The organism is Amycolatopsis sp. CA-230715, assembly GCF_018736145.1.
GTDB lineage: Bacteria > Actinomycetota > Actinomycetes > Mycobacteriales > Pseudonocardiaceae > Amycolatopsis.
This window is the reverse complement of record NZ_CP059997.1, coordinates 9,773,424-9,800,270: the sequence shown is the minus strand read 5'-3', so window position 1 is coordinate 9,800,270 and position 26,847 is coordinate 9,773,424. Positions and strand designations below refer to the sequence as shown.

26 protein-coding genes are annotated in these 26,847 nt (G+C 71.0%); 15 read left to right on the top strand and 11 right to left on the bottom strand.

What is annotated here, in order from left to right; translation table 11 throughout:
- Positions 1-64: 64 nt before the first annotated feature.
- The 5 genes from HUW46_RS45260 to HUW46_RS45240 form a co-directional block, all read right to left on the bottom strand.
- On the bottom strand, positions 65-1,108 hold the full coding sequence (locus HUW46_RS45260; RefSeq protein WP_215544786.1) for a hemolysin family protein: 1,044 nt from the start codon (positions 1,106-1,108) through the stop codon (positions 65-67).
- Positions 1,105-2,445 carry a hemolysin family protein gene (locus tag HUW46_RS45255; RefSeq protein WP_215544785.1) on the bottom strand — a complete coding sequence of 447 codons (1,341 nt, stop codon included), beginning with the start codon at positions 2,443-2,445 and terminating at the stop codon, positions 1,105-1,107. Before HUW46_RS45255 ends, HUW46_RS45260 begins: the two co-directional genes overlap by 4 nt.
- Positions 2,446-2,637: 192 nt before the next feature.
- A complete protein-coding gene (locus tag HUW46_RS45250; protein WP_215544784.1) occupies positions 2,638-3,201 on the bottom strand; it encodes a TIGR03086 family metal-binding protein in 564 nt (187 codons plus the stop codon).
- A 31-nt stretch (positions 3,202-3,232) separates the two neighbouring features.
- Positions 3,233-3,967: an SDR family oxidoreductase gene (locus HUW46_RS45245; RefSeq protein ID WP_215544783.1), complete on the bottom strand. Its 735-nt coding sequence runs from the start codon at positions 3,965-3,967 to the stop codon at positions 3,233-3,235.
- Complete coding sequence (locus HUW46_RS45240) at positions 3,964-4,659, bottom strand: TetR/AcrR family transcriptional regulator (protein WP_215544782.1); 696 nt, start codon at positions 4,657-4,659, stop codon at positions 3,964-3,966. The genes HUW46_RS45245 and HUW46_RS45240 overlap by 4 nt, the downstream gene beginning before the upstream one ends.
- Before the next feature lie 70 nt (positions 4,660-4,729).
- Here HUW46_RS45240 and HUW46_RS45235 point away from each other — a divergent pair, with 70 nt between their 5' ends.
- Positions 4,730-5,569, top strand: coding sequence for a thioesterase family protein (locus HUW46_RS45235; RefSeq protein WP_215544781.1), 840 nt, complete (start codon positions 4,730-4,732; stop codon positions 5,567-5,569).
- Between the two features lie 37 nt (positions 5,570-5,606).
- Here the strand turns inward: HUW46_RS45235 and HUW46_RS45230 are convergent, their stop codons facing one another.
- Both HUW46_RS45230 and HUW46_RS45225 read right to left on the bottom strand, forming a co-directional pair.
- On the bottom strand, positions 5,607-6,176 hold the full coding sequence (locus HUW46_RS45230; RefSeq protein WP_215544780.1) for a TetR/AcrR family transcriptional regulator: 570 nt from the start codon (positions 6,174-6,176) through the stop codon (positions 5,607-5,609).
- A 92-nt stretch (positions 6,177-6,268) separates the two neighbouring features.
- Positions 6,269-7,507, bottom strand: a complete 1,239-nt coding sequence (locus tag HUW46_RS45225) for a Glu/Leu/Phe/Val dehydrogenase dimerization domain-containing protein (protein ID WP_215550497.1) — start codon at positions 7,505-7,507, stop codon at positions 6,269-6,271.
- A gap of 252 nt (positions 7,508-7,759) precedes the next feature.
- Here HUW46_RS45225 and HUW46_RS45220 point away from each other — a divergent pair, with 252 nt between their 5' ends.
- The 7 genes from HUW46_RS45220 to HUW46_RS45190 all read left to right on the top strand — a co-directional run bounded on the left by HUW46_RS45220 (position 7,760) and on the right by HUW46_RS45190 (position 15,446).
- Positions 7,760-8,683 (top strand): LysR family transcriptional regulator, encoded by a 924-nt coding sequence (locus HUW46_RS45220; protein WP_215544779.1) that lies wholly within the window; start codon positions 7,760-7,762, stop codon positions 8,681-8,683.
- Positions 8,684-8,840: 157 nt separating this feature from the next.
- On the top strand, positions 8,841-10,112 hold the full coding sequence (locus HUW46_RS45215) for a glutamate-cysteine ligase family protein (protein WP_215544778.1): 1,272 nt from the start codon (positions 8,841-8,843) through the stop codon (positions 10,110-10,112).
- Positions 10,109-11,464, top strand: a complete 1,356-nt coding sequence (gene egtB, locus HUW46_RS45210) for an ergothioneine biosynthesis protein EgtB (protein WP_215544777.1) — start codon at positions 10,109-10,111, stop codon at positions 11,462-11,464. The genes HUW46_RS45215 and egtB overlap by 4 nt, the downstream gene beginning before the upstream one ends.
- Before the next feature lie 5 nt (positions 11,465-11,469).
- The gene (gene egtC / locus HUW46_RS45205) at positions 11,470-12,225 is read left to right on the top strand and encodes an ergothioneine biosynthesis protein EgtC (protein ID WP_215544776.1); all 756 of its coding nucleotides are present in this window, start codon (positions 11,470-11,472) and stop codon (positions 12,223-12,225) included.
- A gap of 5 nt (positions 12,226-12,230) precedes the next feature.
- Complete coding sequence (egtD, locus tag HUW46_RS45200) at positions 12,231-13,205, top strand: L-histidine N(alpha)-methyltransferase (protein WP_215544775.1); 975 nt, start codon at positions 12,231-12,233, stop codon at positions 13,203-13,205.
- Positions 13,206-13,240: 35 nt separating this feature from the next.
- Positions 13,241-13,711 carry a nitroreductase family deazaflavin-dependent oxidoreductase gene (locus HUW46_RS45195; protein WP_215544774.1) on the top strand — a complete coding sequence of 157 codons (471 nt, stop codon included), beginning with the start codon at positions 13,241-13,243 and terminating at the stop codon, positions 13,709-13,711.
- Between the two features lie 139 nt (positions 13,712-13,850).
- Positions 13,851-15,446 carry an alpha/beta hydrolase gene (locus HUW46_RS45190; RefSeq protein WP_215550496.1) on the top strand — a complete coding sequence of 532 codons (1,596 nt, stop codon included), beginning with the start codon at positions 13,851-13,853 and terminating at the stop codon, positions 15,444-15,446.
- Positions 15,447-15,489: 43 nt separating this feature from the next.
- On the opposite strand, the gene HUW46_RS48670 is transcribed toward HUW46_RS45190, so the two are convergent.
- The 3 genes from HUW46_RS48670 to HUW46_RS45180 all read right to left on the bottom strand — a co-directional run bounded on the left by HUW46_RS48670 (position 15,490) and on the right by HUW46_RS45180 (position 17,042).
- Entirely contained in the window at positions 15,490-15,819 is a 330-nt protein-coding gene (locus tag HUW46_RS48670; RefSeq protein WP_442860893.1) for a hypothetical protein, read from the bottom strand.
- Complete coding sequence (locus tag HUW46_RS48665; protein ID WP_254125584.1) at positions 15,786-16,298, bottom strand: SDR family oxidoreductase; 513 nt, start codon at positions 16,296-16,298, stop codon at positions 15,786-15,788. Before HUW46_RS48665 ends, HUW46_RS48670 begins: the two co-directional genes overlap by 34 nt.
- Positions 16,299-16,409: 111 nt before the next feature.
- Entirely contained in the window at positions 16,410-17,042 is a 633-nt protein-coding gene (locus tag HUW46_RS45180; RefSeq protein ID WP_215544773.1) for a pyridoxamine 5'-phosphate oxidase family protein, read from the bottom strand.
- Between the two features lie 299 nt (positions 17,043-17,341).
- Between HUW46_RS45180 and HUW46_RS45175 the strand changes: the two genes are divergently transcribed.
- Positions 17,342-18,052 carry an MgtC/SapB family protein gene (locus HUW46_RS45175; protein ID WP_215544772.1) on the top strand — a complete coding sequence of 237 codons (711 nt, stop codon included), beginning with the start codon at positions 17,342-17,344 and terminating at the stop codon, positions 18,050-18,052.
- Between the two features lie 54 nt (positions 18,053-18,106).
- Here the strand turns inward: HUW46_RS45175 and acnA are convergent, their stop codons facing one another.
- Entirely contained in the window at positions 18,107-20,932 is a 2,826-nt protein-coding gene (acnA, locus tag HUW46_RS45170) for an aconitate hydratase AcnA (protein WP_215544771.1), read from the bottom strand.
- A gap of 355 nt (positions 20,933-21,287) precedes the next feature.
- Here acnA and HUW46_RS45165 point away from each other — a divergent pair, with 355 nt between their 5' ends.
- The 6 genes from HUW46_RS45165 to HUW46_RS45140 all read left to right on the top strand — a co-directional run bounded on the left by HUW46_RS45165 (position 21,288) and on the right by HUW46_RS45140 (position 26,812).
- Positions 21,288-22,658, top strand: coding sequence for an NlpC/P60 family protein (locus HUW46_RS45165; RefSeq protein WP_442860892.1), 1,371 nt, complete (start codon positions 21,288-21,290; stop codon positions 22,656-22,658).
- On the top strand, positions 22,655-23,197 hold the full coding sequence (gene mobA / locus HUW46_RS45160; RefSeq protein ID WP_215544769.1) for a molybdenum cofactor guanylyltransferase: 543 nt from the start codon (positions 22,655-22,657) through the stop codon (positions 23,195-23,197). Before HUW46_RS45165 ends, mobA begins: the two co-directional genes overlap by 4 nt.
- A 116-nt stretch (positions 23,198-23,313) precedes the next feature.
- Complete coding sequence (locus HUW46_RS45155; RefSeq protein ID WP_215544768.1) at positions 23,314-24,381, top strand: AAA family ATPase; 1,068 nt, start codon at positions 23,314-23,316, stop codon at positions 24,379-24,381.
- A 9-nt stretch (positions 24,382-24,390) separates the two neighbouring features.
- Complete coding sequence (locus HUW46_RS45150; protein WP_215544767.1) at positions 24,391-25,341, top strand: DUF58 domain-containing protein; 951 nt, start codon at positions 24,391-24,393, stop codon at positions 25,339-25,341.
- Between the two features lie 34 nt (positions 25,342-25,375).
- A complete protein-coding gene (locus tag HUW46_RS45145; RefSeq protein WP_215544766.1) occupies positions 25,376-26,356 on the top strand; it encodes a VWA domain-containing protein in 981 nt (326 codons plus the stop codon).
- Positions 26,357-26,557: 201 nt separating this feature from the next.
- On the top strand, positions 26,558-26,812 hold the full coding sequence (locus HUW46_RS45140; RefSeq protein ID WP_215544765.1) for a hypothetical protein: 255 nt from the start codon (positions 26,558-26,560) through the stop codon (positions 26,810-26,812).
- Positions 26,813-26,847 lie beyond the last annotated feature (35 nt).

The following is a 26,847-nucleotide window of genomic DNA, read 5'->3' as shown; positions in this document are numbered from 1 at the left end:
CGGGCGGTGTGCGCCTCCTCGCGCGCACGCCACTCCTGTTCGGTCAGTACGGTGCCCACGGTCTTCAGCGTGTCACATGGGTTCCGTCGCGGACCGTGCCCACGTACTCCTCGACGAGATCCTCCAGCGTCACCACGCCGACCGCGTTCCCGTCCGGGCCCACCGCGCGCGCGAGGTGGCTGCCTTCCTTGCGCATTGCGGAAAGCGCGACGTCGAGGCGCGCGTCGGCGCGCAGTTCGGTGAGGTTGCGCGTCTTCTCCGGTGCGACCGTCCGGCCGGGGTCGCCGTTGAGCTGGTCGAGCACGTCCTTCACGTGGATGTAGCCGATCAGCGCGCCGCCGCCGTCTCGCACCGGGAAACGCGAGAAACCGGTCTCGGACACCGCGTGCTCGACGTCGCCCACGGTGGGGGACACCGGCAGCGTGGTGAGCTCGCCGGTGGGCACCAGCACGTCCGCGACGGTCTTCTGGACCGAGGACAGGGTCTGGCTCAGCCGTTCGTGCTCGGACTGCTCCAGCAGGCCCTCGCGGCGCGACTCGCTCAGCAGCTCCGCCAGTTCGTCGGAGGTGTAGGCGGTTTCCAGCTCGTCCTTGGGCTCGACCTTCACCAGGCGCAGCGCCGAGTTCGACACGAAGTTCAGCACCCAGATGAACGGGTTCGCCAGCTTCACCCAGCCGACGTGCAGCGGCACCAGCCACAGCGCGAGCCGCTCCGGCTCGGCGATCGCGAGGTTCTTCGGCACCATCTCGCCGATCAGCACGTGCAGGATGGTGATGAAGGCCAGCGCGATCGCGAACGAGATCGGGTGCAGCAGCACCTCGGGGATGCCGAACAGCTCGAAGAACGCGGCGAGCCGGTGCGCCACCGCGGGCTCGCCGAGCCGCCCCAGCAGCAGCGAGCAGATCGTGATGCCCAGCTGCGCGCCCGCGAGCATCAGCGACACGTTCCTGCTCGCGTTGATCACGATCCGCGCGCGCGTCTTTCCCTGCTCCAGCAACGCTTCCAGCCGGTCGCGGCGCGAGGAGATGAGCGTGAACTCGGCGCCGACGAAGAACGCGTTCGCCAGCAGCAGCACGAAAACCAGTGCCAAATACCACCAGTCGCTCATCGTCCCGCCTCCTGCTTTTCGGGTGCGGGCGCGGTGACGCGGTGGACCCCGACCTCGGCGATCCGCAGCCGGTCCATCTCCGTGACGGTCAGCCGCCAGCCGTCGACGTCGGCGGAATCGCCCGCGGCGGGGATCTTGCCCAGCCGTTCGAGGATGAGGCCCGCGATGGTCTCGTAGTCGCCGTCGGGCATCCGGAACCCGGTCTGCTCGGTCACTTCGTCCGCCCTGAGCTGTCCCGAGACCACCCAGCTGTCGGCGCCGAGGCGTTGGGACGCGGGCCCTTCGTGGGAATCGTGCTCGTCGCGGACGTCGCCGATGATCTCTTCGACGACGTCCTCCAGCGTCACCAGTCCCGCGGTGCCGCCGTACTCGTCGACCACGATCGCGACCTGGAACCGGGACGCGCGCAGGCGGTTCAGCAGCGCGTCACCGGGCAGGGATTCGGGGACGGTGGGGACCGGCCGCATCACGGAACCGATCTTGACCGTGCCGCGCTCGGCCGCGGGCACCGTGAACGCCTGCTTGACGTGGACGGCGCCCTGCACGTCGTCGAGATCCTCGGTGTAGACCGGGAACCGGGAGAACCCGGTGCGCCGGGCGAGTTCGACGAGCGCGTGGACCGTGTCGTCGACGGTGAGCGACTCGACCTGCACGCGCGGCGTCATCAGCTCCTCCGCGGTGCGCTCCCCGAAGCGGAGGGACTTGTCGAGCAGCTCCGCGGTCGAGGTGTCGAGCGTGCCGCTTTCGGCGCTGGAGCGCACGATCGAGCCCAGTTCCTGCGGTGACCGCGCCGAGCGCAGTTCCTCCTGCGGCTCCACGCCGAACTTGCGCACCAGGAAGTTCGCGCTGTTGTTCATCAGCGTGATGAGCCAGCGGAACAGCGCGGAGAAGCGCGAGTGGTACCCGGCCACCGCGCGCGCGGTCTGGAGTGGACGGGCGATCGCGAGGTTCTTCGGCACCATCTCGCCGAGGATCATCGACGCCGACGTCGCGATGAGCAGGGTCAGCACGAGGGAGACCACGCCCGCGGCGCCGCCGGGAAGGCCGACGGCGGTCAGCAGCGGGTTCACGAGCCTGCCGATGAGCGGCTCCGCGACGTACCCGGTGACCAGCGTGGTGATGGTGATCGCGACCTGCGCGCCGGAGAGCTGGAACGACAGCGTCCGGTGCGCCTTCTGCACGGTCGTCGAGCGCTTGTCGCCGACCTGGCGGACGTTCGCGTCGACGGTGCTGCGTTCGAGCGCGGTGAGCGAGAACTCCGCCGCGACGGCGAGACCGGTGCCGATCGTCAGGAGGATGAAGAAGAGCACGCCGAGCACGGCGAGAACGATGTCCACTACGCGACACCGCCGAGGGGCGTCAAGCGTGGGGGGACCAGGGGCAAGCCGGGTTCGTCACCCGGCTTAGTACTGTCACCAGGTGACTGCGCGTCGCGCACGAAAGGTGTCACTCCTCGAAAAACGGAACAAGAACTGCTGCGGTGCGACCAGCGTACCGTCCCCGCGGCCGTTTCGTGCGCTTTCTCCTCCTCAGCCGGGGTCGCGGCCCAGGAGCGCGAGCAGCTTCGACGGCGTGTCCGCGCCCGCCGGGACGGGCACCGGCGCGGCGAAGATCCCCATGCCCTGCCACTGTTCCAGCTCCGGTTCGAACACTTCCAGCAGCCGCCGAGCCATGGTCTCGCCGAGGGGCGACGTGACGTCGATCGCCTTCGCCAGGTCCCAGCCGTGCACGGCGAGGTCGAGCGTCATCTGCCAGCCGTACTCGGCGGCGCCGATCTCGCCGAAGGACACGTGCACATCCCGTTCGGTGGCACCGTCTTCGACCCACGCGGCACGGGCGGCGGCCGAGGACCGCCGCCACGCCCCGACCGGGTCGGCACCGAGCACGTCGCCGTCGTACCGGCCGCCGACCTCCTCGAGCGTCTCGCCCGCGAGCAGGTGCGGCACCCACAGCTGCTCGCCGACGAGGTGGTTGAGCAGATCGGCGACCGTCCACTCGGTACACGGCGTCGGCGCGGCCCAGCGATCCCCGATCCGGCCCACGAGATCGTCGAACCCCCGCATGGCTTCTTCGTGCGCGCTCAGCAGATCCATGTCCTCAGTGGAACACGCCCCACCGACATTCTCAGCGCACCAGGTAATCCGCGCCGCCGACGTAGACGGTGTGCCCGGTTTCGAACGGGGCCGTGACCGCGTTCGCCACCTCCGCCGCGAATTCCCCGACCGTGGGAAGCGTTCCCACTTGCGCGCGCCGTGCGTCGAGGGTTCCCGGGCGCGCCCGGTCGAGGAGTGTGACGGTGATGGTGCCTTCGATCATGTCCCCGGACACCACGACGAGATCGATGCCCCGCGCGGACAGTGCCGGGATGCGCGCCCGCAGTGCGTCTTCGCCCGCGCGCTTGCTGTGCGCCACGGGTTCGTACTGCTCGTAGGCGGACCCCTTGCCGTGGAAGTGCGCCTGGTGGCTGGTCACGAAGACAACCCGGCTTCGTGCGGTCATCAGCGGCAGCGCGGAGTCGAGCGCGCCGATCTGCGCGTCCCGGTTCAGCGCGAGGGCGTAGCCGGGTGCGGCGCCGCGCTCCATGCCGCCGGAAGCGTTGAGCACCAACGCGTCCAGGCGGCCGTGGCTCGCGCGGATGTCGTCGATCATCGCGTCGACGGCATCGCGGTCGGTGAGGTCGGCGCGCACCGCGGCGGCCGAACCGCCAGCGTCGACGATCTCGCCGACGACCTGGTCCGCGCGCTTCGCCTTCTCTCGGTAGTTCACGAACACGTGCACGCCTCCGGCGCCGAGGAGGCGGGCGGTCTCGGCCCCGATACCCCGTGAAGCGCCCGTCACCAGCACCGTGCGCCGGGTCATCGCGCGCCTCGCTGCCGCATGGCCTTCGCGAGCCCGTCCATGCCCGCGGCGAGGTCCCTGCTCCGCGGCACGGCGGCGCCGGGGAGCGCGCCCTGCAGCGCGCTGCCGAACCCCGCGATCCGGACGACGTGGTTGACGAAGGACTCGAAATCCTCGGGCCACGGCAGCGCGGGCTGCGCGATGACCAGCGACACGCACCCGTGCATCGCCGACCACATGCCGAGCGCGAGCGTCTCGGGATCTCCTCGCAGGACACCGTTTTCGACGCAGGCGGTGACCGCGTCGACCATGTGCCGGAAGCAGGCAGCCGCGGCGGGCGGGATGTCCTCGGCGTCGTTCGGGCGCATCAGCAGCACCCGGTACTGCACGGGGTGTTCGAGCGCGAAGTGGATGTACGCGCGCCCGCACTGGCCGAGCGCCATGAAGGGATCGGTCATCCCCTCGCAGGCGTCGCGGATGCGGGTGCCGAGTTCGTCCCACACGCGCAGGCACACCGCTTCGACGAGCGCTTCCTTGCCGGAGAAGTGCAGGTACACCGATGGCGTGGTCACCGATGCCAGCCTCGCCACGGCGCGCAGCGTCAGGGCCTCCTCGGTACCGGACTCGACGAGGAGCCGCTCGGCGGTGCGGAGGATCTCCTCGCGCAGCTTGGCACCGTCACCGGGACGGGCCCGGACGCGTTTCGTGTTCACCACATGAGGTTGACATCGTCAAGTTGACGCTGTCAACCTCGGTGGGGAGACGAACGGAGCGCGATTCACGATGACGGATTTCGAGACGGCGACCGCGGTCGAACCGCGGCAGGGCACGGCATCGGGCCACCGGTTCGGCGCCGAACTGGACCCCGGCTGGGCCGTGGGCACGAAGCTGCACGGCGGGTACCTGCTGGCGGTGCTCGGGCGCGCGGCGGCGCGGGTGGCGGGGGAGGCGCACCCGCATCCGACCGCCGTCAGCGCTTCGTTCATCCAGGCGCCCGCGCCCGGTGCGGCCGACGTCGAGGTCGAACTCCTGCGCGCCGGGCGGGGGGCCACGCAGCTGCGCGCCAGGCTGGCGCAGGACGGGTCGCCGTGCGTCGAAGCGCTGATCGTGCAAGGAAAGCTCGACGAAACCGACGCGTGGTGGTCACGGGCGGAACCGGTCGAGATTCCGGATGAGGCGGACTGCGTCCGCAACCCGCCCGAGGTACCCGGCGCGGACTTCCGCGTGCCCCTGATGGAGGTCGTCGACCAGCGCCTCGATCCGGCAGGGCTCGGTTTCGCGGTGGGGAAGCCGTCGGGCGCGGGTGTGCTCGCGGGCTGGCAACGCCTCGCGAACGGGGCCGACTGGGACCCGCTGAGCCTGCTGGTGGCACTCGACCCGGTGCCACCGGTCTCCTACGACCTCGGGGTACCGGGCTGGGCGCCGACCGTGCAGTTCAGCGCCTACCTGCGACGGCTGCCCGCACCGGGACCGGTCCGGGTCAGGATGGCCGCGACCGAGATCGGCGGCGACCGGATGGACGAGACCGCGCACGCCTGGGACGCGAAGGGCCGCCTCGTCGGGCAGGCCACCCAGCTCGCCTCGGTCCGAGTCCCGCGCGGACACGCGGTCGAACGCCCCTGATGGCCACCTTCACGGCATGCCGCTGCCCGGGACGCGCCTAGTGGCGGCGCACGGTCTCCTCGACCAGGTTCAGCACGGGTTCGAGATCGTCGGCGGGCAGGCCCATCGCCAGGTGGGAGACGAGGCCCTCCAGCACGAGTTCCAGAAACGCGGTCAGCACGTCGACGTCCACGTCGTCGCGTAGCTTCCCGGCCTCGCGCTGGCGCAGCAGGCGCTGCCGGGTGGCGGTGGTCAGCTGCTTCGACCGTTCGGCCCAGCGGCCGCGGAACTCGGGATCGGTGCGCAGCCGCCGCGACACCTCGAGCCGCGTGCCGAGCCAGTCCGCGGGGTGCTCGCTGCCGCCGGCGAGCAGATCGCGCATCACCTGCACGAGGCCCTGCGCGGCGACCACGTCGGCCATCTGCACCGCGTCGTCCTCGGCGAGCGCGAGGAACAGCGACTCCTTGTCGCGGAAGTGGTGGAAGATCGCGCCGCGGGACAGCCCGGTGGCTTCCTCCAGGCGCCGGACCGTGGCACCCTCGTACCCGTAGCGCGCGAAACACACCCGCGAGCCGTCGAGGATCTGGCGCCGTCGTGCGTCGAGGTGATCCTGGCTGACCCGTGGCATCCTGTGATCCTGTCATCGGACACCACGGCCACGCAATCCGTACGTACGTACTGTGACTTTCCCGTGGGGAGGCGGCCGGGGCCGCCTCCCGGTCAGGGGATCACGACGGGCGCGTCGACCCCGCCCTGCTGCGCGAGGCGTTCCGCGCGGTTGTCCGCGGCCAGCCGCAGGCCGGTGGCCCTCGGCGGGATCCGGTCCATCGCCCAGCTGCCCATCAGCAGCGCGATGCGCGCCTGCATCTCGGTGCGCAGCCGCAGGAACGAGTCGGCGGGATCGGCGCCGACCTCGCCGAGCAGCAGCCACCACGCCCACGCGGCGGCACCCGCGTTCGCCACGAAGTCCGGGATCACCGGGATTTCGCGCGCGGACAACGCGGCCTCGGCCGCCGGGGTCGTCGCCGCGTTCGCCGCCTCGATCACGACCTTCGCCGCGACCTCGCCCACGTTCTGCTCGGTGATCGCGTAGGAGATGGCGGCGGGCACGAAGATGTCCGCGTCCGTCGAAACGATCGCCTCGCGCGGCAGGCGCGCCACGTGCTCCGGCACGCGCGAGCGGTCGATTTCGCCGTAGGCGTCGCGAAGGTCCAGCAGTGCCGGGATGTCGAGGCCTTCGGGGTCGTGCAGGGTGCCCGCGGCGTCGGCGACCGCGACCACGCGGACCCCGGCCTCATGCAGGTACCACGCGGCGCCGCCGCCCATGGTGCCGATGCCCTGGATGGCGACCGTGGTGTCGGCGGCGGGCCGCTCCCACGCCGCGGAAACGCCGAGGCAGGCCTGTGCGACGCCGTAGCCGCCGATGACGTCACCGAGCAGCAGACCGCCGGGGACGGGCGCGTTGAGCCCCGCCTGCACGCGGCGCAGGGTGCGCTCCGGATCGACCGCTCGGCTGATCGCGGCGTGGTAGGACTGGCCGAGGCCCAGCTTCGCGAACACCTCGTCGATCAGGTGCTGCGGGACGCCGAGGTCTTCGGCGGTCACCCAGTGCGCGTCCAGCCACGGCCGCATCGCCGTGCAGAACCGCTCGAGCACCTCGAACGCGCGCGGGTCCTTCGGGTCGAAGTCGATACCGCCCTTCGCGCCGCCGACCGGCAGGTTGAAGGTGGCCGTCTTGTTGGCCATGCCGCGCGCCAGGTCCTCGACCTCGGTCATCGTGCAGCCGGCGCGCATCCGCGTGCCACCGGTGGCCAGGGTGTTGACCAGCGTGTGCACCACGAGGTAGCCGCGGCAGCCGGTGACCGGGTCGGTCCAGGTGAGCCGGAGGAGTGGTTCGGTGGCAACACCTTCGTCCGCCCCCGCACGCACGATCGTCGGCTGGTCCGAAGGGTTCTGCATCGTGGTCACTCGACCCACCTCCAAGCTTCGCTTCTCGACGGCATTGCCTCGGTCTCCGTTCGCGGGCACGACCGAGCACGCCGGGTGGTTTCCGCGCAGGCGGAACCGACCGGCGATGGCGTCGGTGCGTTGGGGCGAACGGGCCCGGTTCCCGGCGCGGGCACTCCGCCCGTCCCGGTACCACCAGAGTGGGGCCGCGGCCGCGCGCGCGTCCAGTTAAAGATCATGGACGGTTCCGTTTAGGGTTGGTGCATGGAGCTTTCGTTGCACCGCTTGCGGATGCTCCGCGAACTGGAACGCCGCGGGACGGTCACCGCGGCGGCGGCCGCGTTGCACTACACGGCCTCCGCCGTGTCGCAGCAACTCGCGCAGCTGGAACGGGACGTGGGGGCGAAGTTGTTCGAGCGGCTGGGCAGACGCGTCCAGCTGACCGAGCTCGGCGTGCTGCTGACCGAGCACGCCGAGCTGATCCTCGGCTCCGTCGAACGGGCGACGCTGGCGCTCGAGGAGGCGCAGGACACCGTGGCGGTCCGGCTGACCGCGGGCGTGTGGGCGTCGGTCGCCTCCGGCCTGCTGCCCACCGCGCTCAACTCGCTGCAGCAGTCGCACCCCGGGATCGTGGTGCGCACCAAGGAACTCGCGCCGGAGGACACCGCGGACGCGGTGCGGGACGGCGCGCTCGACTTTTCGTTCGTGATCGACTATTCCGACGCGCCGATGCCGTGGGACGCCGGGCTCGAACGCGCCGTGATCGCCGTCGAGCGGCTGCACGCGGCGGTGCCGGCGGGATCCCTGCCGGGGGACTCGGTCGCGCTGCTCGACCTCGCCGACCACCCGTGGATACTGGCCAGCCCGAAGAGCCACTTCGGGCGCGCGATCCGCAACGCCTGCCGCAGGCACGGCTTCGAGCCGAAGATCGACCACGAGGTGGGGGAGCAGCCGACCGCGATGGCGATGGTCGGCGCCGGGCTCGGAATCACCCTGGTGTCGGATCTGGGGCTGACGCACCGCCCTCCCGGCGTCGACGTCGTCGCGCTGAGCACACCGGTGATGCGCACCGTGTCGATCGCCTACCGCACCACGGCACTGCGGCGCGCGTCGCTCCAGCTGGTGATCGAGGCGGTGCGGACGGCCGCGGCCGAACTGGGGCTCGGCACCGAGCAGACCCTCCCGTAACGGCCGATCGGTTGCCCTGACCGGGTGAGGCCGTCCGGGTGGCGATCCTGCACCGTGAGCGCGCGGTCCTGCCCGGCGGGACGGTGAGCTGAAAATGTCGTACCCCGCGTGTAGCGTCCGAAGTCAACTGCTCCCACGTCATGGACAGGGCGGAGTGATGACAGCGATTCACGCGCTTTCCCCCCGTATCACCGATTCCGGCCACGCGATCACCTCATCCGAGCTGGCGGAGGAGGTGATCTCCGACCGCGCGGAGGGTGAGGCCTACGTGGCCTCGGTGTGCTTCAAGCACGGCCCACCGCGGCTGCTCGGCGTCGAACTGGAGTACACCGTCCACCACGCCGGAGATCCGCGAAGACCGCTCCACACCGCCGATCTCGCCCGTGCGCTCGGCCCGCACACCCCCCGCACGCTCCGCGCGGACAGCCCCGCGGAGCCGTTGCCCGCCGGTTCCCCGCTCAGTCTCGAGCCGGGATGCCAGGTGGAGATCTCGGCACTCCCGCAGCCCTCGTTGCGCAGGCTCGCCGAAGTCGTCTCCGCCGATCTCGCCCACCTCCGCGAACTTCTCGCCCGCGCCGGGCTCGTCCTCGGCGAAACGGGTATCGACGCGCACCGCCCGCCGGCCAGGGTGCTCGAAACCGAGCGCTACGCGGCCATGGAACGGCGGTTCGGCCCGCTCGGCACCGGCGGCATCACCATGATGGCCAGCACGGCCGGGCTGCAGGTCTGCGTCGACACCGGCGAGGCGGCCGAAGCCGCCGCGCGCTGGGCCGCGGTGCACGCGCTGGGCCCGCCGCTGCTCGCGCTCTTCGCGAACTCGCGCCACCACGCCGGTCGCGACACCGGGCTCGCGTCCGCGCGGTGGGACGCGGTGATGCGCACGGAACGCGCGCGCACCTTCGCCGCGGCGCCGTCGGCGGATCCGGCGACGGACTGGGCGCGGCGCATCATGGACACCCCGCTGATGGTGTTCCCGCGGTCCTCCGCCGAGTGGGACGCGCCGCCGGGCCTGACCTTCGCCGACTGGGTCGACGGTGGTGGCGAGGAGCTGGGCAGGCCGACGAAGGCCGATCTCGCCTACCACCTGACGACGATGTTCACGCCGGTGCGCCCGCACGGCTACCTCGAGGTGCGCTACCTGGACGCGCAGCGGCCTGCCGACTGGCTGCACCCGGTCGCGCTGCTGACCGCGCTGCTCGCCGAACCGTCCACAGTGGACCAGGTGCGAGCGGTGTGCGAGCCGGTGGCGCGGCGCTGGCGCCGTGCCGCGCGCGACGGCATGGCCCATCCCGGTATCGCCGCCGTGGCACGGGCCGTGGCCGATCTCGGCTGCGCGGCGCTGCCCGGCACGGGCCTGCCCGAGGCGGAGATCGCCGAAATCACCGAGAACGTGCAAAAGCTCGCTGCGAAGAAGGGAGACCGGTCGTGACCGTCACCCCGGCCGAAGGGGCGAACCCGTTGCGGGAACTGCCCGTCCAGGACCTGCGCGCGCACGCGGCGGAAGCGCTCACGCGCGCCCGTGCCCGCTCGACCGCGCTGACCGACGCGGTCGGCGACGAAGACCTCGTCCGCCAGCATTCGAAGCTGATGTCGCCGCTGGTGTGGGATCTCGCGCACATCGGCAGCCAGGAGGAGCTGTGGCTGGTGCGGGACGTCGGCGGGCGCACGCCGATCCGGCCCGACATCGACGAGTTGTACGACGCGTTCAAGCACGCCCGCGCGGACCGGCCCGGCTTGCCGCTGCTCGATCCGGCGCAGGCGCGGGCGTACGTGCGCGAGGTGCGCGCGAAGGCGTTCGACGTGCTGGAAACCGCGCCGCTGGAGGGCCGCAGGCTGACCGAGTCGGCGTTCGCCTTCGGCATGATCACCCAGCACGAGCAACAGCACGACGAGACCATGCTGGCCACGCACCAGCTGCGCAAGGGCGAACCGGTGCTGAAAGCGGAGCCGGTGCCGCCGCGCCGGGCTGGCGCGCTGCCGCCGGAGGTGTTCGTGCCAGGTGGCCCGTTCGTGATGGGCACTTCGGCGGAACCGTGGGCGCTGGACAACGAGCGCCCGGCGCACGAGACCACTGTGGACTCCTTCTACCTCGACACCGCGCCGGTGACCAACGGCGCCTTCGCCGAATTCCTCGATGCGGGCGGATATCGCGAACGCCGGTGGTGGAGCGAGGACGGCTGGTCGTACCTGCGCGAGCACGGGATCTCGGCGCCGCGGTTCTGGCGGCGGGAGTCCGGCGGGTGGTGGCGCACCCGGTTCGGGGTTTACGAGCGGGTTCCGTCGGACCAGCCCGTGGTGCACGTGTCCTACTACGAGGCCGAGGCGTACGCGGCGTGGGCGGGCAGGCGGCTGCCCACCGAGGCGGAGTGGGAGAAGGCCGCGCGGTTCGACCCCGCGACGGGGGAATCGCGCCGTTTTCCTTGGGGCAATGACGAACCGACGCCGTCGAGGGCCAACCTCGGGCAGCGCCACCTGAGCCCGGCTCCAGTGGGCGCCTACCCGGACGGGGTATCCCCGGTCGGGGCGCACCAGCTGATCGGCGACGTGTGGGAGTGGACGAGCTCGGACTTCCACGGCTACCCCGATTTCACCGCCTTCCCGTACCGCGAGTACTCCGAGGTGTTCTTCGGCCCGGCGTACAAGGTGCTGCGCGGCGGGTCGTTCGCCACCGACGCGGCGGCGATCAGGGGCACGTTCCGCAACTGGGACTACCCGATCCGGCGGCAGATCTTCGCCGGGTTCCGCTGCGCGCGGGACGCCGCACCGGGTGAGGTGAGCTGACCCCGGTGTGCCGCCACCTGGCTTACCTCGGCGCACCGCGCTCACCGGCCGGTCCGGTGTTCGAGGCGCCGCACTCCCTGCTGGTCCAGTCCTACGCCCCGGCGGACATGCGCCGCGGCGGCACGGTCAACGCCGACGGGTTCGGGCTCGCGTGGTTCGACGCGCGCGCCGAACCCGTCCGGTACCGGCGGCCGAGTCCGTTGTGGACGGACGAGGCGCTGCCCGCGCTCGCCGGTTCCGTTGCCAGCGGGGCGTTCCTGGCCGCGGTGCGGTCGGGCACACCGGGCATGCCGGTCACCGAGGCGGCCTGCGCGCCGTTCACCGACGGGCGCTGGTTGTTCAGCCACAACGGCGTGGTCCGCGGCTGGCCGGATTCGATGGCGGCGATGGCGAAGGCGCTGCCCGTCACCGAACTGCTCCGGCTGGAGGCGCCGACGGATTCGGCGTTGGTGTGGGCGATGCTCCGCGCGCGGCTGCGCGACGGCGCGGAGCCCGCCCGCGCGGTCGCGGACCTCGTGCTCGAACTGGAGGCCGCGGCGCCCGGATCGCGGCTCAACTTCCTGCTCACCGACGGCTCGGTGCTGATCGGGACGACGTGGACGCACGCGTTGTCCTTGCGGCAGGACGCCGACGGCGTCCTGCTCGCCTCCGAGCCGCTCGACGACGGGCCCGGCTGGACGCCGGTCCCGGAACACCACCTCGTGGTCGCGACCGCCGAGTCGGCCGACCTCATCCCCCTTACCGAAGATCGGAGCGGTTGACCGCCATGGGCGAACCGGATCTCGACGTCCACTCAGCTCCCGACGACGTGACCGCGGCACTGCGCGCGGACGTCCGCGAAGGACTCACGGCCGCGCGGAAGTGGCTGCCCCCCAAGTGGTTCTACGACGCTCGCGGCAGCGAGCTGTTCGAGCAGATCACGGCACTGCCGGAGTACTACCCGACGCGGTCCGAACGGGAGGTCCTCGAACTCCAGGCCGCCGAGATCGCCCGCGTGACCGGTGCGCGCACGCTCGTCGAACTGGGTTCAGGGTCGAGCGAGAAGACGCGCCTCCTGCTCGACGGGCTGCGGGCGCACGGCACGCTCGACGAATTCGTCCCGCTCGACGTGTCGGAGTCGGCACTGGCCGAAGCCGTCGCGGCGATCGGCGCGGAGTACGCGGGCCTGTCCGTGCGCGGGGTCGTCGGCGACTTCACCGAGCACCTCGATCTGCTGCCGGGCGAGCGGCCGCGCCTGGTGGCCTTCCTCGGCGGCACGATCGGCAACTTCCTGCCCGGTGAGCGGGCGAAGTTCCTGCGCTCGGTGCGGGACGTCCTCGACGAAGGGGAGTGGCTGCTGCTCGGCACCGATCTCGTCAAGGACGCGGTCACCCTCGAACGGGCCTACGACGACGCGGCCGGGGTGACCGCCGAGTTCAACCGCAACGTGCTGCGGGTGATCAACGCCCGGCTCGGCGCGGACTTCGACCCCGATCGCTTCGCGCACGAGTCCTATTGGGACGCGGGCGAAGCGTGGATCGAGATGCGGCTGCGGGCGCGCGAGGACATGGTCGTGCACATCCCCGGCGCCGGGATCGACGTGGCGTTCGAGGAGGGCGAGCACATCCGCACCGAGGTCTCGGCGAAGTTCACCCCGGCCGGGATCGGCGCGGAACTCGCCGACGCGGGGTTCGCGGTGGAGCGCTGGTGGACCGACGAGCGGAAGCTCTTCGGGGTGTCGCTGTCCCGGTCGGTCCGGTGACCACCCTGGCGCGCGCGGCCTGAAAGGATGGGCGGATGCGCAATCCGCTCACCCTGCTGGCCCGCGCGCTCGGGACCCGGCGTTGGCTGATGGACCTCGCGCCCGGCATCGTCTGGGCGGACCAGCGGCTCCACCGGCTGTCGAAGGGCAGGATCAGCCTGGTGGCGCTCGCGGGCCTGCCGTCCCTGCGGGTCACCACCACCGGCCGCAAGAGCGGCCTGCCACGCAGCACCAACCTGCTCTACTTCCCCTACTGCGACGGGTTCGTGCTGACCGGCTCCAACTGGGGCCGGTCGGCGGACCCGGCGTGGAGCCACAACCTGCGCGCCCATCCCGACGCCGTCGTCGCCGTGCGGGGCAAGGAAACCCCGGTGGTGGCCGCCGAACTCAAGGGCGACGAGTACGACGAGATGTGGCGGCGGCTCCTGGAGTTCTGGCCCGGCTACGAGATGGAACGCGTCGCGGCCGGCCGCGACTTGCCCATCTTCGTCCTCACCAGGCGTTAGCCCGATCCGTCCGCGCCATCCGTTTGGCCGGTGCCGTCCGGTTCCCCGCATGGCAGGGTGAGAGGCCGATCACCCTGGGTGGCCGGGGTGGATCCGTGACGGGAGGACGAACGTGTCGAAGAAGACTGCGAAGTCGCCGGTGCGAAGACTCGTACTGGCGGGTGCGCTCGCCGCGGGGGTCGCGGTGGCGGTGACACCGGCCGCGGCCGCGACCACCGCGGCACCGGTACCGGCACCGGCCGTCGTGGGGGCGGTCGCGCCGATCGCGTGGCACGCGTGCGCGCCGGGCACGGTGCCCGCGGGCCCGTACTCGTGCGCCACCTACCGCGTGCCGATCGACCACGACAACGCCGCGCTCGGCACCATCGACATCGCGCTGCTGAAGCGGGCGGCCGCGAAACCGGACCAGCGCATCGGCTCGCTGTTCCTCAACCCCGGCGGCCCCGGCGGCTCAGGGCTGCGCATGCCGGTGTCCGCGACGGGGTACTTCGACCAGGCGGTGCTCGACCGGTTCGACACGGTCGGCTTCGACCCGCGCGGGGTGGGGGCGAGCAACCCGCTGCGCTGCTTCACCACGGCCGAAGACGCCGCGGAGGTGACGGCGGGCCAGATCCTGATGCCGATCAGCAGGGCGGAGATGTCCGCCGCGCTCGCGAGCTTCCGCGACTACGGGCGGTTCTGCAAGACCAACGGCGGCGCGCTGCTCAGCCATATGTCCACAAAGGACGTCGTGCGCGACCTCGACCTCCTGCGGGCCGCGGCCGGTGACGCGAAGCTCAACTTCGTCGGCTTCTCCTACGGGACACTGATCGGCGCGACCTACGCGGCGATGTTCCCGAAGAACGCCCGCGCGCTCGTGATCGACGGCAACGTCGACCCGGCGCTGCGCACCTCCGACGGGACGCAGTACGACCGGGAACGTGCGCAGGGCTTCGAAATCTCGCTCAAGGGCTTCCTCGAGAAGTGCAAGCAGGCGGGACCGGCATGCGCGTTCAGCGCGGGGCAGCCGAAGCAGAAGTTCGACGAGATCCGCGCCGCGCTGCGCCAGGCGCCGATCAAGCTGCCGGGCGGCACGCTCGACATCGGCCAGTTCACCAGCGTCATGTCGAGCGTGCTCTACTCGCCGTCCGCGTTCAGCTCCATCGCCTCGCAGCTGCAGAGCGTGTACAACGTGCTCAAGGCACCGGCCGCGGCGCACGCGCTGTCCGCCGCGAACTTCTCCACGCTGCTGGCGCCCACGAAACTGGGCAAGTTCGACGCCCGCGGCGACAGCCCGTACCTGTCCGACGATTCCTACTACGCGGTGAACTGCTCGGACAAGAAGTTCCGCAACAAGCTCGACGACCTGCCCGCGCTCGCGGCGAACTGGGAGCGGGAGTCGCCGACCTTCGGGCGGTACCAGGCGTTCACCGACCCGGCGGCCTGCCCGGCGTGGCCGGTGAAGAAGGCGGACGTGTATCGGGGCCCGTGGCGGGCCAGCACCGACAACCCGGTGCTCGTCATCGGCAACTACTACGACCCCGCCACGCAGTACCGCTTCGCGCAGCGGATGGCCGACGAACTCGGCTACTCGCGGCTGCTGTCGGTCGACGCGTTCGGCCACTGCATCCTCGGTGACTCGGCCGGGGTCGACGCCGCGACCGCGGACTATCTGATCGACCTCAAGGTGCCCGCCGCTGGCCAGGTGTTCGACCCGGACGTGCAGCCGTTCACCACCCCGGCGAACAAGGGCTGACCGAACCGGTAGGCGGCGGTCGGGCGAGCACCCCGGCCGCCGCCTACCGGAAGTCCCCGGCGTGGTCTTCGGCCCACTCGGCGAAAGTGCGCGCCGGGCGGCCGGTGACTTCGGCGATCGTCGGCAGGATCTCGGCGGGGGCGCCGACGGCGGACCGGAGGTAGTCGAGCGGCATCGTCGGCACCCCGTCGCGTTCGGCCTGTTCCTCGGTCAGCTCTTCGAACCGGATCGTCCGCCCGGTGGCCTTCCCGATGATTTCCACCTGCTCTCGCTGGCTCAGCGACTCGGGACCGGTGAGCACGTACTTCGCCCCCGCGTGACCGTCGTCGAGCAGTGCGGTCACCGCGACGGCCGCGATATCGGCTTCGTGCATCGGCGCGATCCGCGCATCGCCGTAGGGGGAGCGGACGACGGACTCGCGCCGGATTGTCTCGCCCCAGAGCCGGATCGTGTTGTAGGCGAACGCGCCGGGGCGCACGTGGGTCCACTCCCCGTCGAGCCGCTCTCGACAGCGCGTTCGACCGTCAGGTGGTACGCGCCGATGGGATTACCGGGCAAGGTGGTCGCCGAGGACGACAGCACGACGATCCGGCGCAGCCCGGCCGCCTTCGCCGCCGAAGCGAATCCCGCCGCCGCGTCCGGAACCGGGAACAGATAAGCCTTTTCGACACCGTCGAGCGCACGGCTCACCGCGCGTGCGTCGTCCAGCGCGCCGCCGATCACCTCGACGCCGCCAGGGAAGTTCACCGAGCCAGGCGAGCGGGTCAGCACCCGCACGTCTTCGCCCGCGGAACGCAGCTGGGCGACCACGTTCTGCCCCACGTTCCCCGTCGCGCCCGTCACCAAGATCATTCGCTTGCCCTTCGCCGGAAAGCCCGTCGAGAACAGTGTGAAACTTAAACCTTGGTTGAAGTCAACTGTATAATGACCTATACGACGCCGCTTTCGTGAAACCGGCGAGGATCAGTACCGGTTGAGCTTGGCTTCGGCGGCGAGCGCGGCGTCCAGCACCGCGGCCGGGATCTTGGTGCCCATGTGGTCCTTCGCGATCCGGCCCGCGCTCGGCAGGCTCTCCCGCGCGGGCCAGGTGTCCGGCTGCCACAGCCCGGCGCGCAGGAAAGCCTTGGCGCAGTGCAGGAACAGCTCGGTCACCTCGACCACGATGGCGAGCCGCGGGCGCTTGCCGTGCACCGCCATCCGGTCGAAGAACGGGGCGTCGCGCGCGATCGTCGCGGTCCCGTTCACCCGCAGTGTTTCGTTCATGCCTGGCACCATGAAGAGCAGCCCGACGCCGGGGTTTTCGAGGATGTTGCGCAGACTGTCCGCGCGCCGGTTGCCGGGGCGGTCCGGGATCGCCAGTGTCCGCTCGTCGAGGACCAGCACCCCGCCCGCGGGCTCGCCGCGTGGCGACACGTCACAGGTGCCGTCAGCGGCGGCGGTCGCCAGCACGAAGAACGGGGAGTGCTCGATGATCGTGCGGGCGTGCTCGTCGATGCGCGCGATGTCCTTGTCCCACAAGGCTTTCGCGGGTTCCTTCAGTACCTCCCGCAGCTCGTTGGCGGTGGTGACCGGTTGGATCCCGTGCTGTTCCCCCATGTCCGGCACGGTATTCGCCGCACCCCCGGCCCGTCCACCCGTCACGGTGAGTTCGCGCACAGGACCGACGGTGAGGGTGTCCTTCTCCGCGATACCCCCGGTATGGTCCAGGGGTTGATCGACACCGCCCGAGAACGAAAGCGAGGTGAGCGGCACATGCCGGAAGACAGTCCCGAGACGACCGGACGCGCCGCGGGCCTCGCCCGTTCCGCGCGCTGACCCCAGCACTTCGACCGCTGGGCGATCCCGGTCGTCCCCATCTGTCTGGCTTTGTGTGCGCACGCCAGAGGGAGACCACCATGACCACCTTCGAAATGCTGCTGCGCGTGGGAACCGGCGTCGGGCTCGGCGCCCTCATCGGGTTCGAGCGCCAGTACCGCGCCAGGATGGCTGGCCTGCGGACGAACGCGCTCGTCGCCGTCGGCGCCACCCTGTTCGTCCTGCTCTCCGCCCACGGTTTCGGCGGGCTTTCCGGAAGCGGGGACGCGGACCCGACCCGCGTCGCCGCGCAGATCGTGTCCGGGATCGGGTTCCTCGGCGCGGGCGTGATCCTGCGTGACGGGCTCAACGTGCGCGGGCTCAACACCGCGGCGACCCTGTGGTGCTCCGCCGCCGTCGGGGCGCTCGCCGGGTCGGGGCTCTACGGTGTCGCCGCCGCGGGCACCGTGGTCGTCGTCGGCGTCAACGTGGTGCTGCGCGCGCTGGGCAGGGTGGTCGACCGCCGCCCCGACACCGGGGACGAGGAGCCGGCCACCTACACCTTCGAGGCCGTGACCTCGGGGTCCGCCGAGGCCCACGTCCGCGCGCTGCTCGTGCAGTCGCTGACCAGGACCGACTTCCGGCTGCTGTCCGTGCTGAGCACCGACGTCGCCGAGCGCGACGCCGTCGAGGTGCGCGCGGAACTCGTCGGCGACCAGCGCGACGACGCGCAGATGGAGTCCGCGGTCAGCAGGCTCTCGCTGGAGCCTTCGGTGACCAGCGTCCGCTGGCGCGTGCACCAGGACGCCTGAACGAAGAACGCCCCGGCCAGTGGCCGGGGCGTTCTCGGTGGTGGGAGCGGAAAACTACGCGCGGGTCATCTTCCGCAGCACGTACTGCAGGATGCCGCCGTTGCGGTAGTAGTCGGCCTCACCCGGGGTGTCGATGCGGACGACCGCGTCGAACTCCACCTTCGTGCCGTCCTGCTTCGCCGCGGTGACGTGCACCGTCCGCGGGGTTTCACCGTCGTTGAGCTTGGTGATGCCCGAGATGTCGAACGTCTCCGTGCCGTCGAGCCCGAGCGACGAGGCGGACTCGCCGTCCGGGAACTGCAGCGGGATGACGCCCATGCCGATCAGGTTCGACCGGTGGATCCGCTCGAACGACTCGGTGATCACCGCGCGGACGCCCAGCAGGCGGGTGCCCTTCGCGGCCCAGTCGCGCGACGAGCCGGAGCCGTACTCCTTGCCGCCGAGCACCACCAGCGGGGTGCCCTGCGCGGCGTAGTTCTGCGCGGCGTCGTAGATGAACGACTGCGGCGCGCCCTCCTGCGTGAAGTCGCGGGTGTAGCCGCCCTGCACGTCCTCGAGGAGCTGGTTGCGCAGGCGGATGTTCGCGAACGTGCCGCGGATCATCACCTCGTGGTTGCCGCGGCGCGAGCCGTAGGAGTTGAAGTCCTTGCGCTCGATCCCGTGGTCGGTCAAGTACTTCCCGGCCGGGGAGTCGGCCTTGATCGCACCCGCGGGCGAGATGTGGTCCGTGGTCACCGAGTCGCCCAGCTTCGCCAGCACGCGCGCGCCCGCGATGTCCTCGACCGGCGCGGGCTCGGCACCCATGCCGTCGAAGTACGGGGGCTTGCGGACGTAGGTGGACTCCGCGTCCCAGTCGAAGGTCTTGCCCTCGGGGGTGGGCAGCGACTTCCACCGCTCGCCGCCGTCGAACACGTCGGCGTAGTCCTTGGTGAACATCTCCTGCGTGATCGAGGAGTCGATGGTGTCCTGGATTTCCTTGGCGGTGGGCCAAATGTCCTTCAGGAACACGTCGTTCCCGTCGGTGTCGGTGCCGAGCGGCTGTTCCGCGAAGTCGAAGTCCATCGTGCCCGCGAGCGCGTAGGCGATCACCAGCGGCGGCGACGCGAGGTAGTTCATCTTCACGTCGGGGTTGATGCGGCCTTCGAAGTTCCGGTTGCCCGAAAGCACCGACACCGCGGTGAGGTCGTTCTTCTGGATCGCCGCGGAAATCTCGTCCGAGAGCGGGCCCGAGTTGCCGATGCACGTGGTGCAGCCGTAGCCGACCAGGTGGTAGCCGAGCTTCTCGAGGTAGGGCCAGAGACCGGCCTTGTTGTAGTAGTCGGTGACGACCTGCGAACCCGGCGCCATCGAGGTCTTCACCCACGGCTTGACCGACAGGCCCTTGTCGACGGCGTTGCGCGCGAGCAGCGCGGCGCCGAGCATGACCGACGGGTTCGAGGTGTTGGTGCACGAGGTGATCGAGGCGATCACGACGGCGCCGTGGTCGAGCACGAACTCGCCCCGGTCCTCCGACTTCACCGTGATCGGGTTGGTCGGGCGGCCCGACGAGCCGTTCGCGGCGGACTGGACCTCGACGGCGTCCTCGTCCTTGAACGACAGCGAGGCCGGGTCGCTGGCCGGGAAGGTCTCCTCGACGGCCTCGTCGACCTTGGTGTGCGGGACTTCTTCGCCACCGGTGTAGTCGTGCACCGACTTGCGGAACGACGACTTCGCGTCGGTCAGTTCGATGCGGTCCTGCGGGCGCTTCGGACCCGCGATGGACGGGACCACAGTGGACAGATCGAGTTCGATGTACTCCGAGTACGCGGGCTCGTGCGCCGCGTCGTGCCAGAGACCCTGCTCCTTGGCGTAGGTCTCGACGAGCGCGAGCTGCTCGGGGGAGCGGCCGGTGAGCTTGAGGTAGCGGATGGTCTCGTCGTCGATCGGGAAGATCGCCGCGGTGGAGCCGAACTCGGGGCTCATGTTGCCGATCGTGGCGCGGTTGGCCAGCGGCACCTGCGCGACGCCGTCGCCGTAGAACTCGACGAACTTCGAGACCACGCCGTGGCGGCGCAGCATCTCGGTGATGGTGAGCACGACGTCGGTCGCGGTGACCCCGGTCGGGATCTCGCCGGTGAGCTTGAAGCCGACGACGCGGGGGATCAGCATCGAGACCGGCTGCCCGAGCATGGCGGCCTCGGCCTCGATACCGCCGACGCCCCAGCCCAGCACGCCGAGGCCGTTGACCATCGTGGTGTGCGAGTCGGTGCCGACGCACGAGTCGGGGTAGGCCTGCCCGTTGCGGGACATCACGGTGCGCGCCAGGTGCTCGATGTTGACCTGGTGCACGATGCCGGTGCCCGGCGGGACGACCTTGAACTCGTCGAAGGCGCCCTGGCCCCAGCGCAGGAACTGGTAGCGCTCGCGGTTGCGCTCGTACTCGATCTCGACGTTGCGCTCGAAGGCGTCGGCGCGGCCGAACACGTCGATGATGACCGAGTGGTCGATGACCAGCTCGGCGGGCGCGAGCGGGTTGACCTTGTCCGGGTCGCCGCCGAGGTCGGTGACCGCCTCGCGCATGGTCGCGAGGTCGACGACGCACGGGACGCCGGTGAAGTCCTGCATGATCACCCTCGCCGGGGTGAACTGGATTTCCACCGAGGGCTCGGCCTTCGGGTCCCATCCGCCGAGCGCGCGGATGTGGTCCGCGGTGATGTTCGCGCCGTCCTCGGTCCTGAGCAGGGCCTCGAGCAGGATCTTCAGGCTGTAGGGAAGGCGCTCGGCGCCCTCGACCTTGTTCAGGCGGAACACCTCGTAGGAGTTCTCGCCCACCTTCAGCGTGTCGCGCGCGCCGAAGCTGTCCTTGCTGGCAGGTGCAGTCACGTCTAACTCCAGTGGCATGGACGGCACCAGCAGCGGTGCGTCCCGGTCAGTTCGGTGTGGTCAAAGCGGTCGTTCGGGTGGTCCTCCTACCGCCGGGTAGCGAGTCTTGCGCATCGGCGCCCGGCCGGCTGACCCGGGACGCGCTCGCGACCCGGGCACCTCAAACAGTACGCTTGTCCTTTTTTCGGTTCAACCCCCGGAGGGCGGGCGTGTCGCGCCACGGGTGGACTACCAGGGGTAACCCGGATGCGGGAATTTGGTACATACGGTGCGTGAGTGTCGCGTGTGACACCTGGTAAATATGTGGCAACAGTGGCACAGTTTGCCCAGATGTCGGCGTGTGCCATGACGGCCGCGCCACCGCGAAAGGGAGGTGGAGGCCGTGCCCGGTGGTCGGGGTGACCGGCGTCGCGTCACCACACGCAGAGCGGCCGCCGTCGGGGCGTTCGTGCTGGCCGCGGTGCTGACGGCGACGGGGACCGGGGCCGCGGTCCCGCCACCGCCGCCGAACCCGAGCGATTCCGATCTCAGCGCGGGCCGCGCCGAGGCGAACGCGCGCGCGGGTGAGGTCGGTCAGCTGACGAACCAGCTCGCGCAGGCCGAAGGCCGCCTCGCGCAGCTTCAGGACTCCGTCGAGCTCAAGATGGAGCAGGCCAACAAGGCGATGGTGGACCTGCAGTCCGCGCAGGACGCCGCGGGCCAGGCGCGCGCGGACGCGGACGCCGCGCGCAAGGAATCCGACGCCGCGGCCGGGGAGATCGAAACCGCGCGTACGAACCTCGACAAGTTCATCGCGGCGAGCTACCAGCAGGGCAGCACGATCGGGTCCATTTCCGCGTATATGGACTCCACCAACCCGAAGGACATGCTCGCCAGGGCGCAGCTGCTCAACGCCGTCGGCGGCAGCAGGTTCAACGCGCTGCAGGCGATGCAGCGCGCGCAGACGGAGAAGGCGAACAAGGACGCCTCCGCGCGCAAGGCACTCGAAGTGGCGGAGCAGAAGCAGGCCGACGCCACGAAGGCGAAGGGCAACGCCGACGCCGCCCAGGACGCGGCGGTGCGCGCCCAGGACACGCAGGCCGCGGAGAACACCAAGCTCGAAGCCGACAAGGCCGCCGTCGAGCAGCGGCTCTACGCCGCGCAGGCGAAGGTCAGCGGCCTGCAGGGGCAGCGCCAGCGCTACCAGGACTGGGTCGCGCAGAAGGCCAAGGAAGACGAGGAGCGCGCCCGTCAGGCCGCGCTTTCCGCGGGCAACGGCAACGGCGGTGGCGGTGACCCGAGCCCGCCGCCGCGAAGGGTGAACCGGCCGTCGGGTCCCGCGGGGTCGAGCGTCGAGGCGGTCATCGCGCGGGCGATGGGCCAGCTCGGCCTGCCCTACGCGTGGGGCGGCGGCAACGCGAGCGGGCCGACGCGCGGCATCCGCGACGGCGGCGTCGCCGACCGGTACGGCGACTACCGCAAGATCGGGTTCGACTGCTCCGGGCTGATGATCTACGCGTTCGCGGGCGTGCAGTCGCTGCCGCACTACAGCGGCTACCAGTACACCTCGGGCACCAGGGTGCCGCTGTCGCAGATGCGCCGCGGCGACATGCTCTTCTACGGCGGCGGTGGCGGGATCCACCACGTCGCGCTGTACCTCGGCGGCGGCCAGATGATCGAGGCGCCGCAGTCGGGTTCGGTGGTCAAGGTGTCCTCGGTCCGCTACGGCGGCATCATGCCGTACGCCACTCGCCTGATCGGGTGAGTTTCGCGGGCCTCGTGCTCGCCGGCGGTGCCGCGAGCCGACTGTCCGGAGTGGACAAGCCGATGCTCGAGGTCGGCGGGGAACCCTTGCTGCGCAAGGCAGTGCGCGCGCTCGGCGGTGCCGACGAAGTGATCGTGGTTGGCTCGGAACGACCGGGGTTCGACGACGTGGTGTGGACGAGCGAGCACCCGCCGCGGGGTGGCCCGGTGGCGGCGCTGGCCGCCGGTCTCGCACTGGTCCGCGCCGAGGTCGTGGTCGTGCTCGCGGGGGATCTCGCCCGCGTCGAGGTGTCCACAGTGGACAAGCTGCGGGCGGCGGTGTGTGGGCGGGACGGTGCCCTGCTCGTCGACGCCGGCGGGTACCGGCAATGGCTCGCCGGGGCGTGGCGGACCGGGCGGCTGCGGGCCGCGCTCGCCGAGGAGCCGCGGGCGAAATCGCTGCGCGCGGTCATGAGCCGCCTCGACTTCGCCGAAATCCCGGACAGCGCGGGGGAGTCCGCGGACGTCGACACCCCCGAGGACTACGACCGGTTCCGCTGAGCGGGACCCTTCACAGCCGTCATACCGCCGATCGGGTTGGCTGCACCGTGCGCGCGGTTGTGCTGGGGGACTAGTACGGTCGCACCGCACCGTGATCACCAGCGAGGAGTCTTTTCATGAGCGAGTCCGGTTACGCGGAGGGGGCGACCGGAGGGCAGACCGGCACCCCGGCCCGTGACGCCCAGCTGCTCGAACGGACCGTGTTCGAGGTCAAGCGCATCATCGTCGGGCAGGACCGCCTCGTCGAGCGGATGCTCGTGGGTCTGCTCGCCAAGGGGCACCTGCTGCTGGAAGGCGTGCCCGGCGTGGCGAAGACCCTCGCGGTCGAGACGTTCGCCCGCGTCGTCGGCGGCTCGTTCTCCCGCGTGCAGTTCACCCCCGACCTGGTGCCCGCCGACATCCTCGGCACCCGCATCTACCGCCAGGGCAGCGAGCAGTTCGACGTCGAACTCGGCCCGGTGGTGGCGAACTTCGTGCTGGCGGACGAGATCAACCGCGCGCCGGCGAAGGTGCAGTCCGCGATGCTCGAGGTGATGGCGGAGCGGCACGTGTCCATCGGCGGCAAGACGTTCCCGATGCCGGACCCGTTTCTCGTGCTCGCCACCCAGAACCCGATCGAGAACGAGGGCGTCTACCCGCTGCCGGAGGCCCAGCGCGACCGGTTCCTGTTCAAGATCGTCGTCGAGTACCCGACGGCGGAGGAGGAGCGCGAGATCGTCTACCGGATGGGCGTGCAGCCGCCGGAGCCGCACGAGGTGCTCAGCCCCGGCGAGCTGGTCCGGCTCCAGGGCGTCGCCTCGCAGGTGTTCGTGCACCACGCGCTCGTCGACTACGTCGTGCGGGTGGTGCTGGCCACCCGCACCCCGAACGAACACGGCCTCACCGACGTGGCGGGCTGGGTTTCCTACGGCGCTTCGCCGCGCGCGAGCCTCGGCATCATCGCCGCCGCCCGCGCGCTCGCGCTCGTCCGCGGCCGGGACTACGTGCTGCCGCAGGACGTCGTCGACGTCGTGCCCGACGTGCTGCGCCACCGGCTGGTGCTGTCCTACGACGCGCTCGCCGACGGGGTGCCGCTCGACCACATCATCACCAGGGTCCTGCAGACCGTGCCGTTGCCGCAGGTCTCGGCCCGGCCGCAGGGCGGCCCCGGCCAGCAGGTCCCGGCGGGTGTGCCGGGCAGGTAGGGCCGCCGAGTGACGAACGCCGAAGAAGCCGCCGGGGGCCGCCCGGCCTGGGCGCCGCCGGTGCTGCGGGGCGAACGGCTCGAGGCCGGGCTCCGCACGCTCGAACTGGAGGTCCGCCGCAGGCTCGACGGCCTGCTGCAGGGCAACCACCTCGGCCTGGTGCCGGGCCCCGGCTCGGAGCCGGGGGAGGCCAGGCCGTACCAGCCCGGTGACGACGTGCGGCGGATGGACTGGGCGGTCACCGCGCGCACCACCGTGCCGCACATCAGGGAGACGGTGGCCGATCGCGAGCTGGAGACCTGGCTCGTCGCCGACCTCTCCGCGAGCCTGGACTTCGGCACCGCGCTGTGCGAGAAGCGCGATCTCGTGGTGTGCGCCGCGGCCGCGATCGCGCATCTCACCGGTGGCGGCGGCAACCGGCTCGGCGCGTTGATCGCCACCGGCGGGGAAACCGCCCGGGTGCCCGCTCGCGGTGGGCTCGCGCACGCCCGCGCGCTGGTGCGCAAGATCGCCCAGACACCGAGGGCGGCCGAGGGCACCCGCGGGGATCTCGGTGCCGCGATCGAACAGTTGCGGAGGCCGCCGAGGCGGCGAGGGCTCGCGGTGATCATTTCGGACTTCCTCGGCGATCCGGAATGGCAGCGGCCGCTGCGCGCGCTTTCGGCGCGGCACGATCTGATCGCGGTCGAGGTCGTGGACCCGCGCGACGTCGAACTCCCCGACGTCGGCACCGTGGTGCTGGCCGACCCGGAAACGGGGCGCCAGCGCGAGGTGTACGCGTCTCCGTTGCTGCGCAAGGAGTTCGCGGCCGCCGCGCAGGCGCACCGCGACGAGGTGGCGGCCGGGATCCGGCGGGTCGGCGCCGCCCATCTGGTGCTGCGCACGGATTCGGACTGGATCGCCGACACCGTGCGGTTCGTGGTGGCGCGCAAGAAGCGGTGGTCGGGAGCCGTGTCGTGAGCCGCGACGACGTGTTCGTCCCAGCGGAGGAGCCATGAGCCTGAGCGGATTCGCTTCCCCGTGGTGGTTTCTGCTGCTGCTGGCGGTCGGCGCGGTGGTCGCCGGGTACGTGCTCGCGCAGCGCGCGCGCCGTCGCCGCACACTGCGGTTCTCCAATCTCGAACTGCTCGAGAAGGTGGCCCCGAAGTCGCAGGGCTGGGTGCGGCACGTGCCCGCCGCGCTGATCACGGTGTCGCTGCTGCTGCTCACCGTGGCGCTCGCGGGGCCGACCGCGGAGCAGAAGGTGCCGCGCAACCGCGCGACGGTGATGCTCGTGATCGACGTGTCGCTGTCGATGGAGGCGACCGACGTGGCGCCGAACCGGTTGAAGGCGGCGCAGGAGGCGGCGAAGTCGTTCGCGCAGGGGCTCACCCCCGGGGTCAACCTCGGCCTGATCTCCTTCGCGGGCACGGCGACGGTGCTGGTGGCGCCGACCACGGAACGGCAGAGCGTGGTCAAGTCCATCGACAACCTCAAGCTCGCGCAGTCGACCGCGACCGGGGAGGGGATCTACGCGGCGTTGCAGTCGATCGAAGGGTTCTCCTCGGTCGTCGGCGGTGCGGAGGGCCCGCCGCCCGCGCGCATCGTGCTGATGAGCGACGGGAAGCAGACGGTCCCCGACGACGAGTACGCGCCGCGCGGTTCGTACACCGCGGCGCAGGCGGCGAAGAAGGCGAACGTCCCGATTTCGAGCATCTCGTTCGGCACTTCGCACGGTTCGGTGGAGATCGAAGGCAAGGAGCAGCCGGTCGAGGTCTCCGACGACACGCTGCAGGAGGTCGCGAGGCTGTCGGGCGGCGAGTTCTACAAGGCGGCGTCGGCGGACGAGCTGAAGAAGGTCTACGCCGATCTCGGCGAGCAGATCGGGTACGAGCTCAAGGACGCCGACGCGAGCAAGCCGTGGATCGTGCTGGGCACGCTGGCGCTGATGATCGCGGCCGGGTGCTCGCTCTTCCTCGGCCAGCGCCTGCCCTGACGCCGCGGTGCGCCGTAAGGATTTCCGGGTCCGCGGGCACCTCCGATTTCACGATCCTTTCACCGGCGCCGATCGGTGCGACGGTTGCTTGTGCGTGCCGAATACGTCCGAAATGATCTTTTCCGGCCGCGCGTCCGGTGCGGCCGGTTCGGCGCGGCAACCGCGCTGGGCGAGCACTTCACAACTGGGAGGGTCATCGCTGTGCCGACGACGAATGTGCTGAACAACCGGAAGACCGCGGTCGCCAGGATCGTGGGCGCCACCGCGTGCGCCATCGCGGCAGCCGGAATCATCGCGACCACGGCCGGGGCCGCCTCGGCGGCGCCCGCGCAGGTGTCCACCGGCGTCCAGGCGCACGCAGTGGACGGCCGCGAAGACGCGGAGCCGGGCACCGGTAAGGACCAGTCGATCACCAGCGGCCGGGGTCAGTTCGTGCCGCTCAGCCGCGACTTCTGACCGCGACCGGGTGGGGGCGCGCCGCCCCCACCCGG